The following is a 21,320-nucleotide window of genomic DNA, read 5'->3' on the forward strand; positions in this document are numbered from 1 at the left end:
GTCCGGTTTGCACGCTAGTCGCGAAGAATGCCGAGGCAATGCGTATCGGCTCGATCACGAGGCGTCGATAACAATCAGTGAAACACAACACACAAATATCTGTACGCAGCGCGACCTCGGGCGAGTCCCAGCCCGCCCAGACATCCCCACAAAGGACTCCAGGGTCATAAATCGGACAACCGGCGACGTGCCGACACGCGTCTATTTCGGGGCGAGAGGAAAACCGGTCGTTACGTCCGGTTCCGGTACCCTCGCTCGCGTGACGGATGGCAAGATGCCCCTGCGCGCCAAGGTCGCCACCTCGGTGTCGCGGACCGCGGCTGCGCTCTCCCGGGCCGCCGGCCGCGGAGACGGCGCGGTCATCGGCGGATGGCTGGGGCTGAAGATCGACCCCGATCTGCTGCGGAACCTCTCGGCCGGCCGCGCCATCGCCCTCGTCTCCGGCACCAACGGCAAGACCACCACGACCCGGCTGGCCGCGGCGGCCCTCAGCGCCCGGGGCCCGGTGGCCAGCAACTCGTTCGGCGCGAACATGCCCTCCGGCCACACGTCCGCGCTGGCCGGGGCCGGCGTCACCCCGTTCGCGGTGCTCGAGGTCGACGAACACTATCTGGCCCGGGTCATCGAGGAGACGCACCCGCACGTCGTGTCGCTGCTCAACCTCAGCCGCGACCAGCTGGACCGGACCGAGGAGGTGGCGATGATGGCGCAGATGTGGCGCACCGTCTTCGCCGCCCACCCGGAGATCCACGTGGTGGCCAACGCGGACGACCCGATGGTGGTCTGGGCCGCGATGCACACCACGCACCTCACCTGGTTCAGCCCCGGGCAGCGCTGGCTCGACGACTCCTGGGTGTGCCCCGGGTGCGGCTCCGGCATCGAACGCGACGGCGCCCAGTGGTGGTGCACCGGCTGCGCGCTGCGCCGCCCGCCGGCCCAGTGGACCGTGGAGGACGACGGCGTCACCGACCCCCGCGGCGACTGGCACCTGATCCGGCTGCAGCTGCCGGGGCAGGTGAATCTGGGCAACGCGGCCGCCGCGCTGGCCACGGCCGCCGAGTTCGGGGTACGCCCGCTCGAGGCCGTCCCCCGCCTCGCCACGGTCGCCTCGGTCGCCGGCCGGTACGCCAAGGTCGAGCGCGACGGCCGCACCATCCGGCTGCTGCTCGCCAAGAACCCGGCCAGCTGGCTGGAGGCGTTCGACATGGCCGAGCCGGCCCCCACGCTGCTGTCCATCAACGCCCGCATCGCGGACGGTTTCGACACCTCCTGGCTCTACGACGTCGACTTCTCCCCGCTGCGCGACCGGATGGTGCTGATCACCGGCGACCGGGCGTACGACCTCGCGGTCCGGCTGGACGTGAACGATGTGCCGTTCCGGTACGTCGGTACCTTCAGTGAGGCGATCCAGGCCACTCCGCCCGGCCGCCTCGAGGTGATCGCCAATTACACGGCCTTCCAGGACATCCGAACGGAGCTGGACCGTGTCAACTGAGGTCGGCACATGAGCGAGAGCGCACTGGGCATCGTCTGGATCTACCCGGACCTGCTCTCCACGTACGGCGACCGGGGCAACATGCTGGTCCTGGCGCACCGGGCCGAGCGGCGCGGCATCGCGGTCGAGCCCATGCTGGTGCGCTCCGACGAGCCGCTGCCGGCCACCGCCGACATCTATCTCGTCGGTGGCGGCGAGGACGGCCCGCAGGCCCTCGCGGCGCAGCGCCTCACCGCCGACGGCAACCTGCTCCGCGCCGTCAACCAGGGCGCCGCGGTGCTCGCCGTCTGCGCCGGGTACCAACTGCTCGGCACCTCTTTCCATGCGAAGGGCGCCCAGTGCCCCGGCCTGGACCTGCTCGACGTCACCTCGGACCGCACCGGGACCCGGGTGGTCGGCGAACTCAGCGGCGACGTCGACCCGCGGCTGGGACTGCCACCACTGACCGGCTTCGAGAACCACGGCGGGCGTACCCGGCTGGGACCGGGCGTGGCGCCGCTCGCCCTGGTCACCGCCGGGTTCGGCAACGACGGGCACACCGAGGGCGCCTGGCGCGGCAAGATCCTCGGCAGCTACGCGCACGGACCGGTGCTGGCCCGCAACCCAGCGATAGCCGATCTGCTACTGCGTTGGGCGACCGGCGCGGATAGTCTTGCTCCCCTGGACGACACCTGGTCCGACAAGCTGCGGGCCGAACGGCTCGCCGCCGCCGGCGCCGCGTGAACCGGCACGATCCCGAACCGACGACATTGGGGCGGTACGCCTGTATGACTGACATCCTGATCGCCTCGCCGGCCATCCACCGCGCGGACCCTCAGGCTGCCGTCTCACCCGCTCCCGCCGCTCCGGACGCCCCGATGAGCTGGAAGCGACGGTTCGTCCGGTTCGGCATCCTGGCCCTCGGGGTCGGCTCGCTCGCCGCCGTCGCCGGCGTGCTGCCGCTGCGCGAGATCGCCCACGCCGTGGTGGCACTCGGCCCCGCCGCCGCGGTCGCCGTCGCGGTGGTCGGCGGCCTGCTGCTGTCGGTCCTGGTCCCCCGCACCGCCATCACCCTGGCCTGCGGCGCCCTGCTCGGTGCCGCGACGGGCGCGGCCACCGCCCTGGCCGCCGCCGTGATCGCCGCGGTGGCCACCTACTACGCCGGCCGTTGGGCCGGCCGGGGAGCCCTCGGCGCCCGGGCCGGCGGCCGGATGCACCGCCTGGACGGCTGGCTCAACCGGCGCGGGCTGTCCGCGGTGCTGCTGGTCCGGTTCCTGCCGCTGGCGCCGTTCGGCCTGGTCGGCTACGCCTACGGCACGACGAGCGTGTGCCGCAAGCGCTACCTGCTCGGCACCACGCTGGCGTCCATCCCGTCCGCGGTGACCTACGCGGTCATCGGCGCCGCGGTGGCCGCACCCGGCGAGATGAACCCGCTGACGCTGGCGCCGGCCCTGATCGGCTTCACGCTGACCACCACGATCGTGGTCCGCTGGCGCCGCGCGGCACGCCGCGACGCCACCGCGGTCCCCGCCTGATCCAGCACGCCGCCTGATCCGCCACGCCGCCTGATCCACCACGCCGCACCCGCCGGTGCCCACCACGGCCCGCCGCGGGTGCGACGGGCCGTTCCGGTGCGGGCAGGCGTCAGACGACGACGCTGACCAGGCGGCCGGGCACCACGATCACCTTCTTCGGGTCCCGCCCGGCCAGCGCCTCGGCCACCGCCGCCAGCGCCGCCGCGCGTACCTCGTCCTGGGCGGTGTCGGGGGCGACCTCGACCCGCCCGCGGACCTTGCCGTTCACCTGCACCGGGTAGGTGATCGACTCGGCCACCAGCTGTGCTGGGTCGGCCTCCGGGAAGGTCGCGTACGCCAGCGTGTCACCGTGCCCCAGCCTCGCCCACAGCTCCTCGGCCAGGTGCGGGGCGAACGGCGCCAGCATCAGCACCAGCGGCTCGACCGCCTCACGGGACGCGGTCGGCAGCGGGGTCAGCACGTTGGTCAGCTCGATCAGCTTGGCGATCGCCGTGTTGAACCGCAGCTCGTCCAGGTCGCCGCGCACGCCGTCGATGACGCGGTGCAGGGCGCGCCGGGTCTTGACGTCCAGCGGTTCGTCGGTGACCCGGACGGTGGCGGTCTCCTCGTCGACCACCAGGCGCCAGACCCGCTGCAGGAAGCGCTGCGACCCGACCACGGCGCGGGTGTCCCAGGGGCGGGACACGTCCAGCGGGCCCATCGCCATCTCGTACACCCGGAACGTGTCGGCGCCGTACTGGTCGCACATCTCGTCGGGGGTGACCACGTTCTTCAGCGACTTGCCCATCTTGCCGTACTCCCGGGCCACCGGCGTGTCGCCGTGGAAGTACCTGCCGTCGCGCTCCACGACCTCTTCGGCCGGCACCAGAACCCCGCGGGCGTCGCGGTACGCGTACGCCTGGATGTAGCCCTGGTTGAACAGCTTCCGGAACGGCTCGAACGACGAGATGTGACCCAGGTCGAACAGCACCTTGTGCCAGAACCGGGCGTACAGCAGGTGCAGCACCGCATGCTCGACGCCGCCGACGTACAGGTCGACGCCCCCGCAGTCGCCGGGGCGCTGCGGACCCATCCAGTACGCCTCGTTCTCCGGGTCGACCAGTGCCTTGTTGTTCTCCGGGTCCAGGTAGCGCAGTTCGTACCAGCAGGAGCCGGCCCACTGCGGCATGGTGTTGGTCTCCCGGGTGTAGGTCTTGCGACCGTCGCCCAGGTCCAGTTCCACCTCCACCCAGTCCTTCTTGCGGGACAGCGGCGTCTCCGGCTCGGTGTCCGCGTCGTCCGGGTCGAACGTGCGCGGCGAGAAGTCGTCCACGTCCGGCAGGACCACCGGCAGCATCGACTCGGGCAGCGCCACCGGCAGGCCGGTCTCGTCGTACACGATCGGGAACGGCTCGCCCCAGTAGCGCTGCCGGCTGAACAGCCAGTCGCGCAGCCGGTAGGTGGTCGCGCCGCGGCCGTGGCCGTGTTCCTCCAGCCAGGCGATCATGGCGGCCTTGGCCTCGGCGACGTCCTTGCCGTCCAGCCAGTCGCTGTTGATCGCCGGCCCGTCGCCGGTGAAGGCGCCCTCGAACCCCTCAGGAGCCGCCACGGTACGGATGATCGGCAGCTCGAAGACCTCGGCGAACGCCCAGTCCCGGGCGTCCTGGCCGGGCACTGCCATGATCGCGCCGGTGCCGTAGCCGGCCAGCACGTAGTCGGCGATGAACACCGGGATGCGGGCGCCGTTGACCGGGTTGGTGGCGTACGCGCCGGTGAACACGCCGGTCTTCACCTTGCCGTCGGCGGTCCGCTCCTCCTCGGTCTTGGCCGCGGCGGCGGTGCGGTACGCGGCGACCGCCTCGGCGGGCGTCGCGTGCCCGCCGGTCCAGGCGTCCTTCGTCCCGGCCGGCCACGCCTCGGGCGTGATCCGGGTGACCAGCGCGTGCTCCGGCGCCAGCACCATGTAGGTGGCGCCGAACAGCGTGTCCGGGCGGGTGGTGAACACCGGGATGACGTCGTCCTGCACCGGGAAGTCGACGTTCGCGCCCCGGGACCGGCCGATCCAGTTGCGCTGCATCAGCTTGACCGGCTCCGGCCAGTCCAGGTACTCCAGGTCGTCGACCAGGCGGTCGCCGTACTCGGTGATCCGCATCTTCCACTGCTCCAGGCTGCGCTGGAAGACCGGGAAGTTGCCGCGCTCGCTGCGGCCGTCCGGGGTGACCTCCTCGTTGGCCAGCACCGTGCCCAGCCCGGGGCACCAGTTGACCGGGGCCTCGCTGACGTACGCCAGCCGGTGGCCGTCGACCACCTTGCGGCGCTCGACCGCGGACAGCTCGGCCCACGGGCGGCCGTCCGGGGTCTCCCGGGTGCCGGCGGCGAACTCGGCGACCAGGTCGTCGATCGGGCGGGCCCGGCCCGCGGCCCGGTCGAACCAGGAGTTGAAGATCTGCAGGAAGATCCACTGGGTCCAGCGGTAGTACTCCGGGTCGGTGGTGGAGAACGACCGGCGCTCGTCGTACGCCATGCCCAGGCGGCGCAGCTGGGCGCGGTACCGCTGCACGTTCGCCTCGGTGGTGGTGCGCGGGTGGGTGCCGGTCTGCACCGCGTACTGCTCGGCGGGCAGCCCGAAAGCGTCGAAGCCCATCGGGTGCAGCACGTTGTAGCCGGCCATCCGCTTGTACCGGGTGTAGCAGTCGGTGCCGATGTAGCCCAGCGGGTGGCCGACGTGCAGGCCGGACCCGGACGGGTACGGGAACATGTCCTGCACGTGCAGCTTCGGCGCGCCGCTCCGCGGGTGTGCCGGGTCGGCCAGATCGCCGGTCGGGTTGGGTGCGTGGAAGGTGCCGTGGTCCGCCCAGTACGCCTGCCAGCGCGTTTCGATCTCGCCGGCCAGCTCGGCGGTGTAGCGGAAGCGCGGGGCCTCGGACTCGCTCATCTTCACCATCTCGTCATCAGGTAGGCGGCTCGGATTCGGCCTGCTTCTGGACACAAAAAAGCCCCTCACGCGGAGGGGCGCCGTGCTGGTCCGACCCGGAGGTCAGGTACTCAGCACGGCCGGCTAAGAAGCAGGAAGGACCGGGCCATGCGTGCATGATACCGGTCGCCGCCACTCGGCGGCGACCGGTATCGGATCGCTATCAGTTCGCCTTGTCTCCGTAGACGGACAGTTCGGCGCTGTCCAGGAACTCGCATCCGGTGAACTCCCCCGGGCAGATCCCGGCGTCCTGGGCCTGCGAGGTGAGCATGGTGTACCGCACGTAGCGGACCCCGGTGGTGCCGGCGGTCAGCGGAACGACGGTGGTCGTGGCCGTACCGTTCGGGAACGCGCCGGTCGCCGCGACCGTCCAGGTGGTGTTGTCCGGCGAGGTCTCCACCCGGTAGTGACCGGTCGAGGAGGTGACGTCGTCACCGCAGACCGCGGCCGGGTTGATCTCCAGCGTCCGGATGTGCACCGCCGCGGACAGCTCGATCACCGCCCGATGACCGCCGTCGGCCGTGCCGGAGCCCCAGCCGGTCTCGTCCGACTGGTCGATCAGCCGGTCCACGCCGCACCCGAACTCCGTGAAGTCCGGCCCGGTGGCGGACACCACCGTGGCACCTCGGGGCGCACCGGCCCAGTCCCGCCGCAGCCGCCAGTCCAGCCGCTGGTCGCCGGCGGCGATCGTCAGGCTCTGCTCCTGCGGATCGTAGTCGTTGCCGCGGGCGAACACCTGACGGTACGTGCCGGGCACGATGCCGGCGATGGTGTACGAGCCGTCCGCGCCGGTCACCGCGGAGTAGCCGCCGCCGAACCCGGTCGCGTGGCCCAGGAAGCCGACCGTGACGCCGGCGATCGGCACGCCGCTGTCCGCGTCGGTCACCGTGCCGCTGAGCGTGGCGGTGGGCGCGTCCGCCGGCGGCGGCACGCTGAAGTCCTCGGCGGGCGCGGTGTCGGCGCCACTGAGCGCGGTGGCGAAGAAGCCCATCCCCCGCTTGGCGAAGACCTGCCAGATCTTCTTCTGCAGCTTGCCGTCGTTGACCACCAGGTCGGCCTGCAGGATGGAGTTACGCATGTCCACGAACGACGGCTCGACCGGCGACAACTCGTGGGCCCGGGTGATCAGCTGCTGTGCCTTCTTGCTGCCGATCGCGGTCCGCAGATCCCACAGCGTCTGCGCCCAGATCTCCCCGGCGTCGTGCTCCCGCAGCCCTTCGGCGTACATCTTGGGGATGTCGCCGTAGGTGTAGCCGCCCGGCCCGGCCCCGGGCGTGCCGGGGCACGCGGCGGCGATGCTCCCCACCGGGCAGTCGATGCCCTGGGTACGGATGCTCCCGCCGGACTTGAGGTACTTGCCGTGCCGGATGTCGCCGTCCGCGGCGCTGTCCCGCTCCAGATCCTTGGCGACCAGGTAGTCCAGTGCGTACCAGTCGGCGATCCCCTCCGCCATCGCCCGCGACTGGAAATGGTTCAGCGCCATGAACCCTGTCGCGTCCACGACCAGACGGCCGGACAGTCCGTGGGTGTACTCGTGGTAGAAGACGTCCGCGCTGTCGCCGGCGTTGCCGGCGATCCGGCGGTCGTCGTTGGTGTAGAGGAACAGCCTGATGATCGGTGGGATGCCGTCCCGGGGCAGCATGATGTAGGCGTTGTTCTGATGTTTCGGGCTGGGTCCACCGGAGGCGGTGTCCGCGCCGGCGAGCGCGTGAACCTGGAGGGCGTCGCCGTCCACCGCCTCGAAGTTGCCGGCCTCCCGGGTGAAGCCGATCGGCTCCGCCTTCAGGTGGTCATGGAAGGTGCCGGCGAACCAGAACAGCTGGACCGCGTTCTGCTCACGGTTGGTCCGCCAGGAGTACGGCACCTTCGGATCCCAGGAGCACGGGGTCTGCGCCGAACAGGGCGCCCCGACCGCGGCGCTGAAGTCGGTGAACGGGTAGTCGAAGCTGCGCTTGCCGGACGGCGCGATCTCCTCCGCCGGGTCCGCGACCAGGTCGTCGTCCACGTCGGACCAGACATGCGCGACGTTGCCGGAAAGCTTCGGCGCGTTCACCGGCAGCCACTTGTTCAGGTTCACGGGCTTCTGGGTACCGCCCCGCGGCGCCCCCGGGTGGTTCTCCCAGACCTGGCCGTGGTCCGCGAACGCCAGGTCCTGGCGGTACAGCACCTTGCCGTCCGCGGCGTCCACCACGTGCCGGAAACCCTCCTCCGGCACCAGCGTCTGCCACGCCAGTCTCGGCCCGGCCGCGGTCTGGAACACCACCAGCTCCGCCTCGCCACCGTCACTGAACGACGTCTCCCGCACCGCGTTCCCGGCCGACCGCTCGACCGTGGCCGTGGACTCGCCGAACACGTCCGCTACGGCGGACCTGCGGGCCTGCTCCGCGCCGATCCCGGCGGTGCCCGGCGACGCCGGCAGTGCGGGCAACGGCGAGCCGTCCACCTGAACGAGTTCGCCGTCGGAGGTGACGTGGGCCTTCAACCCGTTGCCGAACACCGGCACACCGTCCACACTCTGCGTGAAACTCAGGTGGTGCGTGCCCTCCACGTCGACGTAGTCCTTGCGCAGGGTCAGGTTCGCCACCTCCGCCGCGGCGAGCCCGAACACCCCCGGATGCGCCTTGACGTAGTCGAGCGCCACGGTGGCCGGCGCCTTGTCACTGGGCCCGGTCAGGAATCCGTCCAGCCGGGCCACCCGGCGCGGCGTACCGGTGGACTCGTCGACGTCGACGACTCCCTGCACGCCGAGCTTCGCGCGGAGATTGCGCACGGCCGAGCCGGGCCGCCGCGCGTCGTCGGCCGGCCGCGCCGCGATGGCGTCCCGCGCGTCGTAGTTCTTCCGCCGTTCCCGCTCGTGCACCCTCTTCTCCTGCGCGTCCCGGGCCGGGCCACCGGGTTCCGGGACGGCGAGCGCTTCCACGGGGGCGAGACCCGCGACCAGCACGGCGCCGACGGCGGCTGCACACCACCGTCGGCCTCGTACGGTTTCCCGATTCATGGTCCTCCCTTTCGGACGGGCGCGGTCCGGCCGCACGCCGCGCGAGGAGGCTATGAGCCCGATGGATGCGGGGAAATACCGCCACCTGGGCGTTCGAGGTACAGCTGGCTATACCTCGAACGCCCAGGTTCGGCGTGGTCAGCTCGTCTTCGCGCCGTAGACGGACAGTTCGGCGCTGTCCACGTACTTGCACCCGTTGAACGGGCCCGGACAGATCCCGGCGTCCTGGGCCTGCGAGGTGAGCATCGTGTACCGCACGTACCGGACCCCGGCCGTGCCCGCGGTCAGCGGGACGGGGGTGGCGGTGGCCGTACCCCTGGGGAACACGCCGCTCGCCGCCACGGTCCAGGTGGCCTTGTCCGGCGAGGTCTCCACCCGGTAGCGGCCGGTCGAGGCGGTGATGTCATCGCCGCAGACCGCGGACGGGTTGATCACCAGCTCGCGGACGTCCACTGCCGCCGGCAGCTCGATCACCGCCTGCTGTCCGGCCTGGGCGACCTCCGAGCCCCAGCCGGTCCCGTCCGACTGGTCGATCAGCCGGGCCGGGCCGCACCCGTACTGGGTGTAGTCCGGGCCGGTGGCGGACGCCAGCTTGGCGCCGCCGGACGCGCCGGCCCAGTCGCGGCGCAGCTGCCAGTCCAGCCGCCGCTCACCCGCGGAGATCGAGATGCCGCTTCCCTTCGGGTCGTAGCCGGCGCCACGGGCGAACACCTGCGGGTACGTGCCGGGCAGGATGCCGCTGATGGTGTACGAACCGTCCGCGCCGGTCACCGCCGAGTAGTCGCCGCCGAACCCGCTGGCGTGGCCCAAGAAACCGACCGTGACGCCGGCCGCCGGCGCTCCGGTGTCCGCGTCGGTCACCGTGCCGCTGAGCGTGCCGGTGGGCGAGTTCGCCGGCGGCGGCACGCGGAAGTCCTCGGCCGGGGCGAAGTCCCCGCCGCCCTGAGAGGCGGCGAAGAAGCCCATGCCCCGTTCGGCGAAGATCTTCCAGATCTTCTTCTGCTGCTTGCCCTCGTTGACCACCAGGTCGGCCTGCAGGATCGAGTTCCGCATGTCCAGGAACGACGGCTCGACCGGCGACAGCTCCATGGCCCGGGTGATCAGCTTCTGCGCCTTCTTGCTGCCGATCGCGGTCCGCAGGTCCCACAGCGTCTGCGCCCAGACCTCCCCGTCGTCGTGGATCGCGGGGCCGAAGGGGTAGATCTTGCCGATGTCGCCGTACGTGTAGCCGCCCGGACCGGCCCCGGGCGTGCCGGGGCAGGCCGCGGAGGTGCTGCCCACCGGGCAGTCGATGCCCTGGGTACGGATCGTCCCGCCGGTGAGCAGGTACTTGCCGACCAGGACGTCGCCCTCCGCGGCGGTGTCCTCCTCGAGTCCCTTGGCGACCAGGTAGTCCATCGCGTACCAGTCGCTCCACGCCTCGCCCATCGCGCCCGGCTGGTACTCGTTCAGCCCGGACAGCCCGTGGGCGTCCACCACCAGGCGGTTCGACAGGCCGTGGCCGTACTCGTGGTAGACGATGTCCGCGCTGTCGCCGGAGTTGCCGGCGATCACGCTGCCGCCGTTGCGGAACAGGTACATCTGCATGGTCGGCGCGGTGCCGTCCGGCGGCGTGTACATGTTGGCGTTGTTCTCGTGGTCGGGGTCGGGAGCGCCGAACGCGGTCTCCGCACCGTCGATTGAGTGCGCCTGGATCGCGTCGCCGTCGACCGCCTCGAAGTTGCCGGCCTCGCGGGTGAAGCCGATCGGCTCGGCCGCCAGGTGGTCGTGGAAGGTGCCGAGGAACCAGTACAGCTGGGCCGCGTTCTGCTCGCGGTTGGTCCGCCAGGAGTACGCGTTGAGGACGTCCCAGGAGCACTGGTACTGCGCCGAGCACGGCTCGCCGACGTCCGCGCTGAAGTCGGTGAACGGGTAGTCGAAGCTGCGCCTGCCGGCCGGCGCGATCTCCTCCGCCGGGTCCGCGACGTCGTCGTCGTCCAGGTCGGACCAGACGTGTGCGACGTTGCCCTCCAGCCGGGGCGCGTTCAGCGGCAGCCACTTGTTGAGGTTGGCGTTGACCTGGGTGCCGCCCTGCGGCGCGCCCGGGTAGTTCTGCCAGACCTGGGCGTGGTCCGCCGCCACCAGATCCTGGCGGTACAGCACCTTGCCGTCCGCGGCGTCCACCACGTGCAGGTACCCCTCGCCCGGGACCAGCGTCTGCCAGGCGAGCCGGGGCCCGGCCACGGTCTGGAACAGCACCAGCTTGGCGTCGCTGCCGTCGGTGAACGAGGTGTCCCGTACCGCGTTTCCGGCGGAACGCTCGACCGTGGCGGTGGACGTACCGGACACGTCCGCGACGGCGGCCCGGTGGGCCTGGGCCGCGCTGATCCCGACGCTGCCCGTCGACGCCGGCAGCGCGGCCAACGGCGAACCGTCCACCTGCACCAGCCGGCCGCCGGAGGTCACGTGGGCCTTCAACCCGTTGCCGAACACCGGCACACCGTCCACGCTCTGCGTGAAGCTCAGGTGGTGCGTGCCGTCGACGTCGACGTAGTCCTTGCGCAGGGTCAGGTTCGCCACCTCCGCCGCGGCGAGCCCGAACACCTCCGGGTGCGCCTTGACGTAGTCGAGGGCCACGGTGGCCGGCGCCTTCTCGGTGGGCCCGGTCAGGAACCCGTCCAGCCGGGCGACCCGGCGCGCCGTACCGGTGGACCGGTCGATGTCGACGATCCCCTGGACGCCGAGCTTCGCGCGCAGGTCGCGCACAGGCGATCCGGACCGCAGGGCGTCGGACAGGGCGCGCCGGGTCTCGCCGGCCGGCTGCACCGCGATGGCGTCGCGTGCGTCGTAGTTCTTCGGGCGCTCCCTTTTCTGCGCCTGCTTACCCTGCTTGTCGGGCGCCCCACCGGGTTCCGGCGCGGCGACCGCGTCCGCGGGCACGAGGCCCGCGACGAGTACGGCACCGGCGGCGGCCGCCCACCACCGCCGGCTGCGTACGGTCTTTCGATTCATGCTGGTCCCTTTCGGATCGTTGCCGCAAGATCATCGGGCAATATCGAGGGAGGTAACCAGCTCGATGTCTCTTTCTTTATGCACCCGAGACATTCGGCGGAAATTGCGTTTCGGGCAGGTCAGCGTCGTGTCACAAACACCCGGAGAAACGGCACTGCCATCTATTTGCAGAGGCGTCTAATTCCATCGATGTGATCGCAGCGGGACGCTCCGCGGGCGCGTTCGCTTCCAACCACCGGGGCGCTGCACGCCGCCGGCGATGGTGAAAAGGATCTTGGAGGCGCACGACAAGATCTCGGAGGCCCCGGTAGACCTTGGAGACCCCGGCAGATCTTGGAGGCTTGGGCAGATCTTGGAGGCTTGGGCAGATCTTGGAGTGCTCTGGCCCCTATGGGGGCGTTGCAGCTCCAAGGTTCGCTCAAGCCTCCAAGATCTCATCGGAACAAGGCCGCATAGCGGGCAAAGTGTGCGTTGGACTAGCCGCAAGCCGGGACAAGGCCAAATGTCGGACAGCGATGGTTGACGATTCGCTTAGTTGCGTGACCTTCTGCCTGAACCCGGCACCATTGCCGAGACGGTCACCCGCTTCCGGACCAGAACCGCCCGAGCCTCCGAGATCCGAGCGCACGAATGCCGTCTTTTGGACACGTCGGCCTGGCGCAACTGGTCTCGAAGAACTCCGGCGACTCGCAGGCCCCCGACGGTGCCTTGGCAGCAGATGGACATCAGCGCGCGCCACGGGGACACGACCGTGGTTATTCGGAGCACCCGTCGCGCAGGCGCGCAGTCGCAGACGCGCGGCGCAGCCGCAGACGCAGACGCGCGGCGCAGCCGCAGACGCAGACGCGCGGCGCAGCCGCAGACGCAGACGCGCGGCTCACCGGGGCGTCCGGCGGCATGGCGGTCGCCGGCCGACCGGACATCTACTGATCACCCCGCATTGCATTGGACCGATTTAAGCGATATTTCGGTCGGCCTTCCCGCAGATCTTGGAGGCTTGGTCAAATCTTGGAGCGGAAACGCCCTCCTGGGGGCCGCCCGCCTCCAAGATCTGCCACCGCCTCCAAGATCTGCCAAAGCGTCCAAGATCTGCCGTTGCTCCGAGATCCGCGCGCATCAGCGGTCCGGACCGGTCATCGTTGCTCAAGACGACTCGTCGCAGGACCACGAGATCCCGGTCTTTGCTGAGATCACGTCACTGGGATGTTCCAGGAAAGAACGACACCGGCCGCCGCGCGTGGCGGCGACCGGTGTCGGAGGGGGTCGGTCAGCTGGACGCGGCGCCGTACACGGCGAGTTCCGTCGAGTCCAGGTACAGGCAGCCGCTCACGGTCGGCGGCTGACCGGCCGGGCAGAGGCCCGCGTCCTGCCCCTGCGTGGTCAGCATGGTGTAGCGCAGGAACGCCACGTCACTCCGGCTGCCCTCGCTCAGCGGGACCGTGGTCGGCGTGACCGTGCCGTTCGGGAACGCGCCCTCGGCCCCGACCGTCCAGGTGGTGCCGTCGCCGGAGGTCTCCACCCGGTACCGGCTGGTCGAGGCCGTCGGGTCGTCACCACACGTGGCGGACGGGTTGATCACCACTTCGGCGATGTCGACGGCGACCGGCAGCTGGACCACCACGTTCTGGCCCTCCGGTGCCACGTCCGAACCCCAGCCCGCGGACTGCGACTGGTCGAAGAGCTGCGCCGGCCCGCACCCGTACTCCGAGTAGTCCGGCCCGGTGAAGCTGACCACGTCGCTGCCGCCGCTGATCGCGGCCCAGTCCCGGCGCAACGCCCAGTTCTGCGACTGGGTCCGGGACGCGATGGACAGGGTCAGCGACTTCGGGTCGTATCCGGCACCGCGGGCGAAGACCTTGGCGTACGTGCCCGGGATGATGCCGGTGATGGTGTACGTACCGTCGGCGTCCGTGGTGTCGGCGTAGTCGCCGGCGAAGCCGGAGGCGTGCCCGCCGAAACCGACCTGCACGCCGGCCGCCGGAGCGCCGGTGTCGGCGTCGGTGACCGTGCCGGTGAGCGTGCCCCGCGGCGTGCCGGCCGCCGGCGGCAGCGAGAAGTCCTCGGCCGGCTCCGCGTCGTCGCCGTCGAGCGCCGCGGCGAAGTAGCCCATGCCCCGGGCCGCGAAGATCTTCCAGAGGTTCTTCTGCTGCTTGCCGTCGTTGACCACCAGGTCGGCCTGGAGGATCGAGTTGCGCATGTCCAGGAACGACGGGTTGGCCGGCGCCAGTTCCATGCCCCGGGTGATCAGCGACTGGGCCTTCGCGCTGCCGACCGCCTTGCGCAGGTCCCACAACGTCTGGGTCCAGATCTCGCCGTCGGCGTGCTCCTCGACGCCGCCCGGGTAGATCCGGCCGAAGTCGCCGTAGGTGAAGCCGCCGGCGCCGGAGCCGGGCGAGCCGGCACAGTTCTCCGCGGTGCTGCCGACCGGGCAGTCCAGGGCCTGGTAGCGGATGCTGCCGCCGGCCGTGACGTACTTGCCGACCAGGACGTCGCCGACCGCGCGGGTGTCCCGCTCCAGGCCCTCGTCGACCAGGTAGTCCATGGCGTACCAGTCGCTCCAGGCCTCGCCCATCGCGCGGCCCTGGATGTCACCCAGGGTGGAGAGCCCGTTCGCGTCGGTCACCAGCCGGTTGGACAGGCCGTGGCCGTACTCGTGGTAGACGATGGCCGCCTCGTCGCCGGAGTTGCCGGCGATGAACGGCTCGCGGAACAGGTACATCTGCATCCGCGGCGGGATGCCGTCCGGCGGGGTGTTCATGTTGGCGTTGTTGTCGTGGTCGGCGTCCGGCAGGCCCTCCGCGACGTCCGCGCCGTCCATGGCCTCGCCCTGCACGGCGTCGCCGTCGACCGCCTCGAAGTTGCCGGCCGCCCGGGTGAAGCCGATCGGGCGGTTCCGCAGGTGATCGTGGAAGGTGCCGAGGAAGTAGTACATCTGGACCGCGTTCTGTGCCCGGTTGACCCGCCAGGAGTACGGCTCCTTCGGGTCCCACGAGCACTTGAACTGCGCCGTGCAGCCGGTCTCCGCCGCCTGCGCGGTGAAGTCGGTGAACGGGTACTCGAAGTTGCGCTTCGCCTTCGGCGCGACCTCTTCGGCCGGGTTCGGCTCGTTGTCGTCGTTCACGTCGCTGTAGACGTGCGCGACATTGCCGGACAGCTTCGGCGAGCCGACCGGCAGCCACCGGGTGAGGTTGACCGTCCGCTGGGTGCCGCCGGCCGGTGCGCCCGGGTAGTTCGGGAACGCCTTGCCGGTGTCGTGCGCGACGGTGCTCTGCCGGAACAGCACGGTGCCCTCGGCGGCGTCGACGACGTGGATGTAGCCCTCGTCCACCGCGATGACCTGCCAGGCGAGGCGCGGGCCCGCGGCGGTCTGGAACATCACCAGCTTGGCGTTGCCGCCGTCGGTGAACGTGGTGGTCCGGGCGGCCCCGGAGGCCGCGCCCCTGACCTTGGCGGTGGAGTCGCCGAAGACGTCCGCCACGGCGGCCTCGCGGGCCTTGGCCGCGGTGAGCTTCGCCGTGCCGGGTGCGGCGGGCAGCGCGGCCAGCGGCGCGCCGTCGATCTGGATCAGCCGGCCGTCGTCGGCGACGTGCGCCTTGAGTCCGTTGCCGAAAACCGTCACGCCGTCCACGGTCTGTACGAAACTGAGGTGGTGGGTGCCCTCGACGTCGACGTAGTCCTTGCGCAGGACCAGGCCGTCGACGGCGGCGGCGTCCAGCCCGAAGACGCCGGTGTTCGCCCGCACGTAGTCGAGCGCGACCGCGGCGGGCTTCTTGCTGCTCTTCGCGGTCAGGAAGCCGTCGGTGCGGGCCACCCGGCGCGGCGTGCCGGTGGCCTTGTCGATCTCGACGATGCCCTGGACGCCGAGCTTGTCGCGCAGCGCGCGGACCGCGCTGCCGGGCCGGGCGGCGGCGGCCGCCCGCCGGGCCGCCGCGGCGGCGGGCGGCACCTGGATCGAGTCACGCGAGTCGTAGTTCGCGGGACCCTCGCCCTGGGCGTCCCGGGCGGTCTGGCGAGCGATCTCGGCGGGTTCCGGCGCGGCGTTCGCCTGCGCGGGGAGCAGCCCCGCCAGCAGTACGACGCCCGCCACGGCCGCCCCCAACCGCCGGGTTCCCGGCGGCACGGACAACGGTTTCATTCAGGCCCCTCTCGGCCGGGTCCGGACGACCCCCGCGCGAAGCCCTTGGTCCCCGTGCCGGGGCCACCCCCACATCTGTGGCCCGTGAGGGCTGATGGTGCTCAGCATCCGTTCAGGTAACTAGATCGATATCTTTTTCTTTACCTATCTGAGATCCGTGTCCGGTTGCTCACCGTAAGCGAAGGTCCGGTTCGCCCCTGTCGGCGATGCGTGACAGCCGGGCTAACCTGTGGGGACGGGCGGCGAGCGCCGGAGGCCCACGGACCGCCGGCCGCCCGCGAACCTTCGGTTCCTTTTCCCCGTATGGGCGTAGGAAAAGGGCTTGAACAACTTGGAGGAGGCCCGTGACAACGCCGACCTGGGACCAGCCCGGTGGACCACTGCCGAGCGAGGAGTTCCGCGCCGCGACCCAGGCCATCATGGCCAACATCGAGCACGTCATCGAAGGTAAGAGCGCGACCGTACGGCTGGCGCTGGCCGTGCTGCTCGCCGAGGGCCACCTGCTGATCGAGGACGTGCCCGGGGTCGGCAAGACGAAGTTGGCCAAGGCGCTGGCCCGCAGCATCGACTGCTCGGTACGCCGCATCCAGTTCACGCCCGACCTGCTGCCCAGCGACGTCACCGGGGTCAGCGTCTACAACCAGGAGACCCGGGACTTCGAGTTCCGGCCGGGCGCGGTGTTCGCCAACCTGGTGGTCGGCGACGAGATCAACCGTGCCTCCCCGAAGACCCAGTCCGCGCTCCTGGAGTGCATGGAGGAACGCCAGGTCACGGTCGACGGCACCACCTACGAGCTGCAGGCGCCGTTCATGGTGATCGCGACCCAGAACCCGATCGAGATGGAGGGCACGTACCCGCTGCCCGAGGCCCAGCGCGACCGGTTCACCGCCCGCATCGCGATGGGCTACCCGGACCCCCGCGCCGAGCTGGCCATGCTCGGCGGCCACGGCGCCGTCGACCCGCTGAACAACCTGCGCTCGGTGGCCGACGCCGCGCTGGTCCGCCGCCTGATCGCCACGGTACGCGACGTGCACGCCGCGGACGCCGTCCAGCAGTACGCCATCGCCCTGGTCACCGCGACCCGGGAGGCCCCGGAGATCCGCCTCGGCGCCTCGCCGCGGTCCACGCTGCAGCTGCTGCGCACCGCCAAGGCCGTGGCCGCGCTCGACGGCCGCGACTACGTGCTGCCGGACGACCTGCAGACGCTGGCCGTGCCGGTGCTCGCCCACCGGATCATCCCGACCACGGACGCCCAGCTGAACCGGCGCACCACCGACGCCATCGTGGCCGAGATCGTGCACCGCCTGCCCCTGCCGCACGACCGCAGCCGGTCGCCGTACGACACCCGCGCCACGGGCGACGGACGGGCCCAGTACGAGTCCCGGGGGCGATGACCGTGCGGGAGGCCCTGCGGGGTCTGACCACCCGTGGCCGCTCGTTCCTGGCCGCGGCGGCGGCGGCCGGGATCTCCGCGTTCATCCTCGGCGAACGTGACCTGCTGCGGGTGGCGGTGCTGCTGGCCATGCTGCCGCTGCTGGCCGCCGCGTACGTCGGGCGCAGCCGGTACAAGCTGGCCTGCACCCGGTCGCTGGACCCGGCCCGCGCCCCGGTCGGCTCGAGCGCCCGGGTCATCCTGCGGCTGCAGAACCTGTCCCGGCTGCCCACCGGCACGCTGCTGCTGGAGGACCGCCTGCCGTACGCGCTGGGCAGCCGTCCCCGGGTGGTGCTGGAACGGCTCGGCGCGCACCAGGCCAGCTCGGTGGCGTACACGGTCCGCGCCGACGTGCGCGGCCGCTACCCGGTCGGCCCGCTGGTGATCCGGCTTACCGACCCGTTCGGGCTGTGCGAGCTGAACCGCTCCTTCCCCAGCGTCGACCGCCTCACCGTGATCCCGCAGGTGGTCCCGCTGCCCGCGGTCCGGCTGGCCGGCGAGTACGCGGGCACCGGCGACAGCCGCGCCCGCTCGGTGGCCGTGCACGGCGAGGACGACGCGGCCACCCGTGAGTACCGCCGCGGCGACGACCTGCGCCGGGTGCACTGGCGCTCCACGGCGCGCACCGGCGAGCTGATGGTGCGCCGCGAGGAACAGCCCTGGGAGAGCCGGGCCACCGTGGTGCTGGACACCCGGCTGTACGCGCACCGCGGCGAGGGACCGACCGCGTCGTTCGAGTGGGCGGTCTCCGCGGCCGCCAGCATCGCCATGCACCTGCGCCAGGCCGGCTACAAGCTGCGCCTGGTCACCGGCACCGGGATCGACGTGGACGCGATCGAGGCCGGCGGCGAGGGCATCATCCTGGACACCCTGGCCGACGTGAAGACGGCCCAGAACGGCGACATCTCGGTGCTGGTCGAGCAGGTCCGGCGCCGTTCCGACGGCGGCCTGGTGATCGGGCTGTTCGGCAACCTCACGGTGGCCGAGTCGGAGGTTCTCAGTGGGCTGCGCGGCAACGGCGCGACCTGCATCGGCTTCGCCGTGGACAGCACCACCTGGCTCAACCTGGCCGGGCCGGAACGCGCCGAGGCCGACCGGGCCCAGCAGGCCGCCACCCTGGCGCTGATCCGCAGCGGCTGGCGCGCGGTGCCGGTGATGCACGGCCAGCCGCTGCCGGCGCTGTGGCCGGCCGCGGCCCGCGGCTCGCAGGGCTTCGCGTGGCGCGCGGCGATGGCCGAGACGGTGGCAGGCGGACGATGACTTCAGGAGGTACGCGGTGACCGGCCGCAGGCGACTCGGACTGGTGGCGGCGACCGCCACGCTGCTGGCGGCGGCGCCCCTCTCGGCGATCTTCGACAGCTGGAAGTGGCTGCTGCAGTGCATCCTCATGGTCGGGCTGATCGCCGGTGGGGCGGTCCTCGCCCGTACCCTGCGCTTCCCGACCTGGGCCCAGGCCACGACCATGGTCGGCATCCTGCTGGTCGTGCTCACCTGGATGTTCCCCAGCGGCAAGGAGTTCCTGGCGCTGGTGCCGAGCCCCGAGTCGCTCCAGCACTTCGGCGAGCTGTTCGGCCAGGCCGGCGAGGACACCCGCGCGTACGGCGTACCGGTGCCGGACCGCGAGGCCCTGCTGTTCGTCACCGTGCTCGGCATCGGCGCCTGCGCCATCGTCGTCGACCTGCTGACCGTGGTGCTGCGCCGGCCCGCGCTGGCCGGCCTGCCGATGCTGGCGATCTACTCGGTGCCGGTCGCGGTCTACATCGACAACGTGCCGACGCTGCCGTTCATCATCGGCGCGGTCGGCTTCCTCTGGCTGCTGGTCGCGGACAACGTCGACCGGGTACGCCGCTTCGGCCGCCGGTTCACCGGCGACGGCCGCGACGTCGACGTGTGGGAACCGTCCCCGCTCGCCGCCGCCGGCCGCCGGCTCGCGGTGATCGGGGTGGCCGCGGCCGTGCTGCTCCCGCTGGCCGTGCCCGGGCTGACCACCGGCCTGCTGTCCCGCCTCACCCAGGTCGGCACCGGCTCCGGGGCGGGCGGCTTCGGCGGCGGCGGCAACGGGCGGGTCAACCTGTTCGCCTCGCTGAGCGGCTCGCTGACCCAGAACGAGACCCGCGAGATGCTGCGCGTCACCACCAACGAGCCGGACCCGTACTATCTGCGGCTCGGCACCGCCGGCGACGTGACCGCCGAGGGCTTCGCGAACCGCTCACCGCGCGGCCGGGCCCTGGCCCGCGGCCTGCCGGACCCGCGCCGCGAAGAGGTCACCCGGCGCGCGACCTACAAGCCGTACCGCGCCGAGGTCGAGATCGTCGACCTGAACATGGCGCTGGCCCCGATCTACACCAGCGTGATCGGCGCGGAGAACCTGGGCAACGGGTGGTCGTACGACCCGGACATGCAGGTGCTGTACTCGAACCGCAACACCACCAAGGACAAGAAGTACGTCATCGAGTACGTCCGCCCGCAGTTCGACCCGGACGACCTGAAGCGGGCGCAGCCGCTCGACCAGGCCCAGCAGATCCAGGCCACCTACACCAGCGTCCCGCCGGACCGGTACGTGGACAACCTGGTCGCCGACCTGATCGAGGGCAAGCGCACCCCGTACGACAAGGTCCGGGCCATCTACCAGTACTTCTCCCAGAAGAACGGCTTCTCGTACAGCCTCACCACCGCGGCCGCCGGCACCAGCAGCTCGGAGATCGCGTCGTTCCTGCAGTCCAAGACCGGCTTCTGCCAGCAGTACGCGGCGGCGATGGCCTGGATGGTGCGGGCCGCCGACATCCCGGCCCGGGTGGCGTTCGGGTTCACCCGCGGCAGCGACAAGCAGGGCAACACGTACACCCTGACGAACCGCAACGCGCACGCCTGGACCGAGGTCTACTTCGACGGCTTCGGCTGGGTGCCGTTCGACGCCACCCCGGCGGCCGGCGTGGTCGGCGCCAGCCGTCCCGCGTACGCACCCGACAACGACCGTCCGGAGCCGGCCGCGTCCGCGTCGACGGCTCCCGCCGCGCCCGGCACCAGCAGCTCGGCCGCGCCCGGCACCGCCGAGCGCCCGGACCGCAACTTCGACGACCCCAACCCGGCCGCACCCGGCTCGATCGCCGGCCAGGCCACGTCGTCGACGGCCCTGCTCGTCGCCGGCTCGGTGGCCGGGGTGCTCGCCCTGCTCCTGGTACCCGCGCTGGGCCGTGTCCTGCTCCGCCGCCGACGGCACGCCGCCACGGTCCCCAAGACCACCACGGTGGCCGCCGGCGAGGGCCCACCGGGCAGCCGGGACGTCACGGTCACCACGGAGTCCGCGCACGCCCGAGCGGACGCCCACGCCGCCTGGGACGAACTCCTGGACACGATGATCGACTTCCGAGTTCCGGTCGACCCCACCGAGACTCCCCGGGTGACCGCCCAGCGTCTGGTCCGCGAGGCCGAGCTGGAACCCACGCCCGCCGAGTCCGCCACCCTGCTGGGCCGGGCCGAGGAACGCGCACGGTACGCCCGCCGGCCACTCCAGGGCGGCGAACTGACCGAGGCGCTGAGTCAGGTGCGCAAGGGCCTGTCCCACTCCGCGACGCGCCGGACCCGGCTGGCGGCGGTGCTCCTGCCGCCGTCGGTGCTGCTCCGCTGGCGGCTGGCCGTGGCGGACACGTCGGAACGGTGGGTGACGTCGTTCGGGCGCGGCCGGGAGGTCTTCAGCCGGATCAGTCCGCGCCGGCTGCTGACCAACCGGTCCCGCTGACGCCCGGAGTCCCTCCACCACGCCGGCAATCCCGACGCTGATCCGGCAACGCCACGGCGCCAC

10 protein-coding genes are annotated in these 21,320 nt (G+C 71.5%); 6 read left to right on the forward strand and 4 right to left on the reverse strand.

Going from position 1 to position 21,320, the window contains the following annotated elements:
- Positions 1-274: 274 nt before the first annotated feature.
- Genes LDL48_RS05890 through LDL48_RS05900 form a run of 3 tightly spaced genes read left to right on the forward strand, consistent with a single transcriptional unit; the run spans position 275 to position 3,009 of the window.
- On the forward strand, positions 275-1,495 hold the full coding sequence (locus LDL48_RS05890; protein WP_225254131.1) for a MurT ligase domain-containing protein: 1,221 nt from the start codon (positions 275-277) through the stop codon (positions 1,493-1,495).
- Positions 1,496-1,504: 9 nt separating this feature from the next.
- On the forward strand, positions 1,505-2,218 hold the full coding sequence (locus LDL48_RS05895) for a type 1 glutamine amidotransferase (protein ID WP_225253959.1): 714 nt from the start codon (positions 1,505-1,507) through the stop codon (positions 2,216-2,218).
- Positions 2,219-2,262: 44 nt separating this feature from the next.
- The gene (locus LDL48_RS05900; protein WP_225253960.1) at positions 2,263-3,009 is read left to right on the forward strand and encodes a TVP38/TMEM64 family protein; all 747 of its coding nucleotides are present in this window, start codon (positions 2,263-2,265) and stop codon (positions 3,007-3,009) included.
- Between the two features lie 109 nt (positions 3,010-3,118).
- Here LDL48_RS05900 and leuS read toward each other — a convergent pair whose 3' ends face one another.
- From leuS to LDL48_RS05920, 4 genes are all read right to left on the reverse strand, one after another.
- Positions 3,119-5,923, reverse strand: a complete 2,805-nt coding sequence (gene leuS / locus LDL48_RS05905) for a leucine--tRNA ligase (protein ID WP_372472046.1) — start codon at positions 5,921-5,923, stop codon at positions 3,119-3,121.
- Between the two features lie 202 nt (positions 5,924-6,125).
- Complete coding sequence (locus LDL48_RS05910) at positions 6,126-8,906, reverse strand: M36 family metallopeptidase (protein ID WP_225253962.1); 2,781 nt, start codon at positions 8,904-8,906, stop codon at positions 6,126-6,128.
- 192 nt (positions 8,907-9,098) lie between these two features.
- Positions 9,099-11,951 carry a M36 family metallopeptidase gene (locus LDL48_RS05915; protein WP_225253963.1) on the reverse strand — a complete coding sequence of 951 codons (2,853 nt, stop codon included), beginning with the start codon at positions 11,949-11,951 and terminating at the stop codon, positions 9,099-9,101.
- 1,267 nt (positions 11,952-13,218) lie between these two features.
- Positions 13,219-16,086 (reverse strand): M36 family metallopeptidase, encoded by a 2,868-nt coding sequence (locus tag LDL48_RS05920; protein WP_225253964.1) that lies wholly within the window; start codon positions 16,084-16,086, stop codon positions 13,219-13,221.
- A 344-nt stretch (positions 16,087-16,430) separates the two neighbouring features.
- Here LDL48_RS05920 and LDL48_RS05925 point away from each other — a divergent pair, with 344 nt between their 5' ends.
- Genes LDL48_RS05925 through LDL48_RS05935 form a run of 3 tightly spaced genes read left to right on the forward strand, consistent with a single transcriptional unit; the run spans position 16,431 to position 21,257 of the window.
- The gene (locus LDL48_RS05925) at positions 16,431-17,480 is read left to right on the forward strand and encodes an AAA family ATPase (protein ID WP_225253965.1); all 1,050 of its coding nucleotides are present in this window, start codon (positions 16,431-16,433) and stop codon (positions 17,478-17,480) included.
- Positions 17,481-17,482: 2 nt separating this feature from the next.
- Positions 17,483-18,778: a DUF58 domain-containing protein gene (locus LDL48_RS05930; RefSeq protein ID WP_225254132.1), complete on the forward strand. Its 1,296-nt coding sequence runs from the start codon at positions 17,483-17,485 to the stop codon at positions 18,776-18,778.
- Positions 18,779-18,794: 16 nt separating this feature from the next.
- Positions 18,795-21,257, forward strand: coding sequence for a transglutaminase TgpA family protein (locus LDL48_RS05935; RefSeq protein ID WP_225253966.1), 2,463 nt, complete (start codon positions 18,795-18,797; stop codon positions 21,255-21,257).
- The last annotated feature ends 63 nt before the right edge of the window (positions 21,258-21,320 follow it).

It is taken from the genome of Jidongwangia harbinensis (genome assembly GCF_020216025.1).
Classification (GTDB): Bacteria; Actinomycetota; Actinomycetes; order Mycobacteriales; family Micromonosporaceae; genus Actinoplanes; species Actinoplanes harbinensis.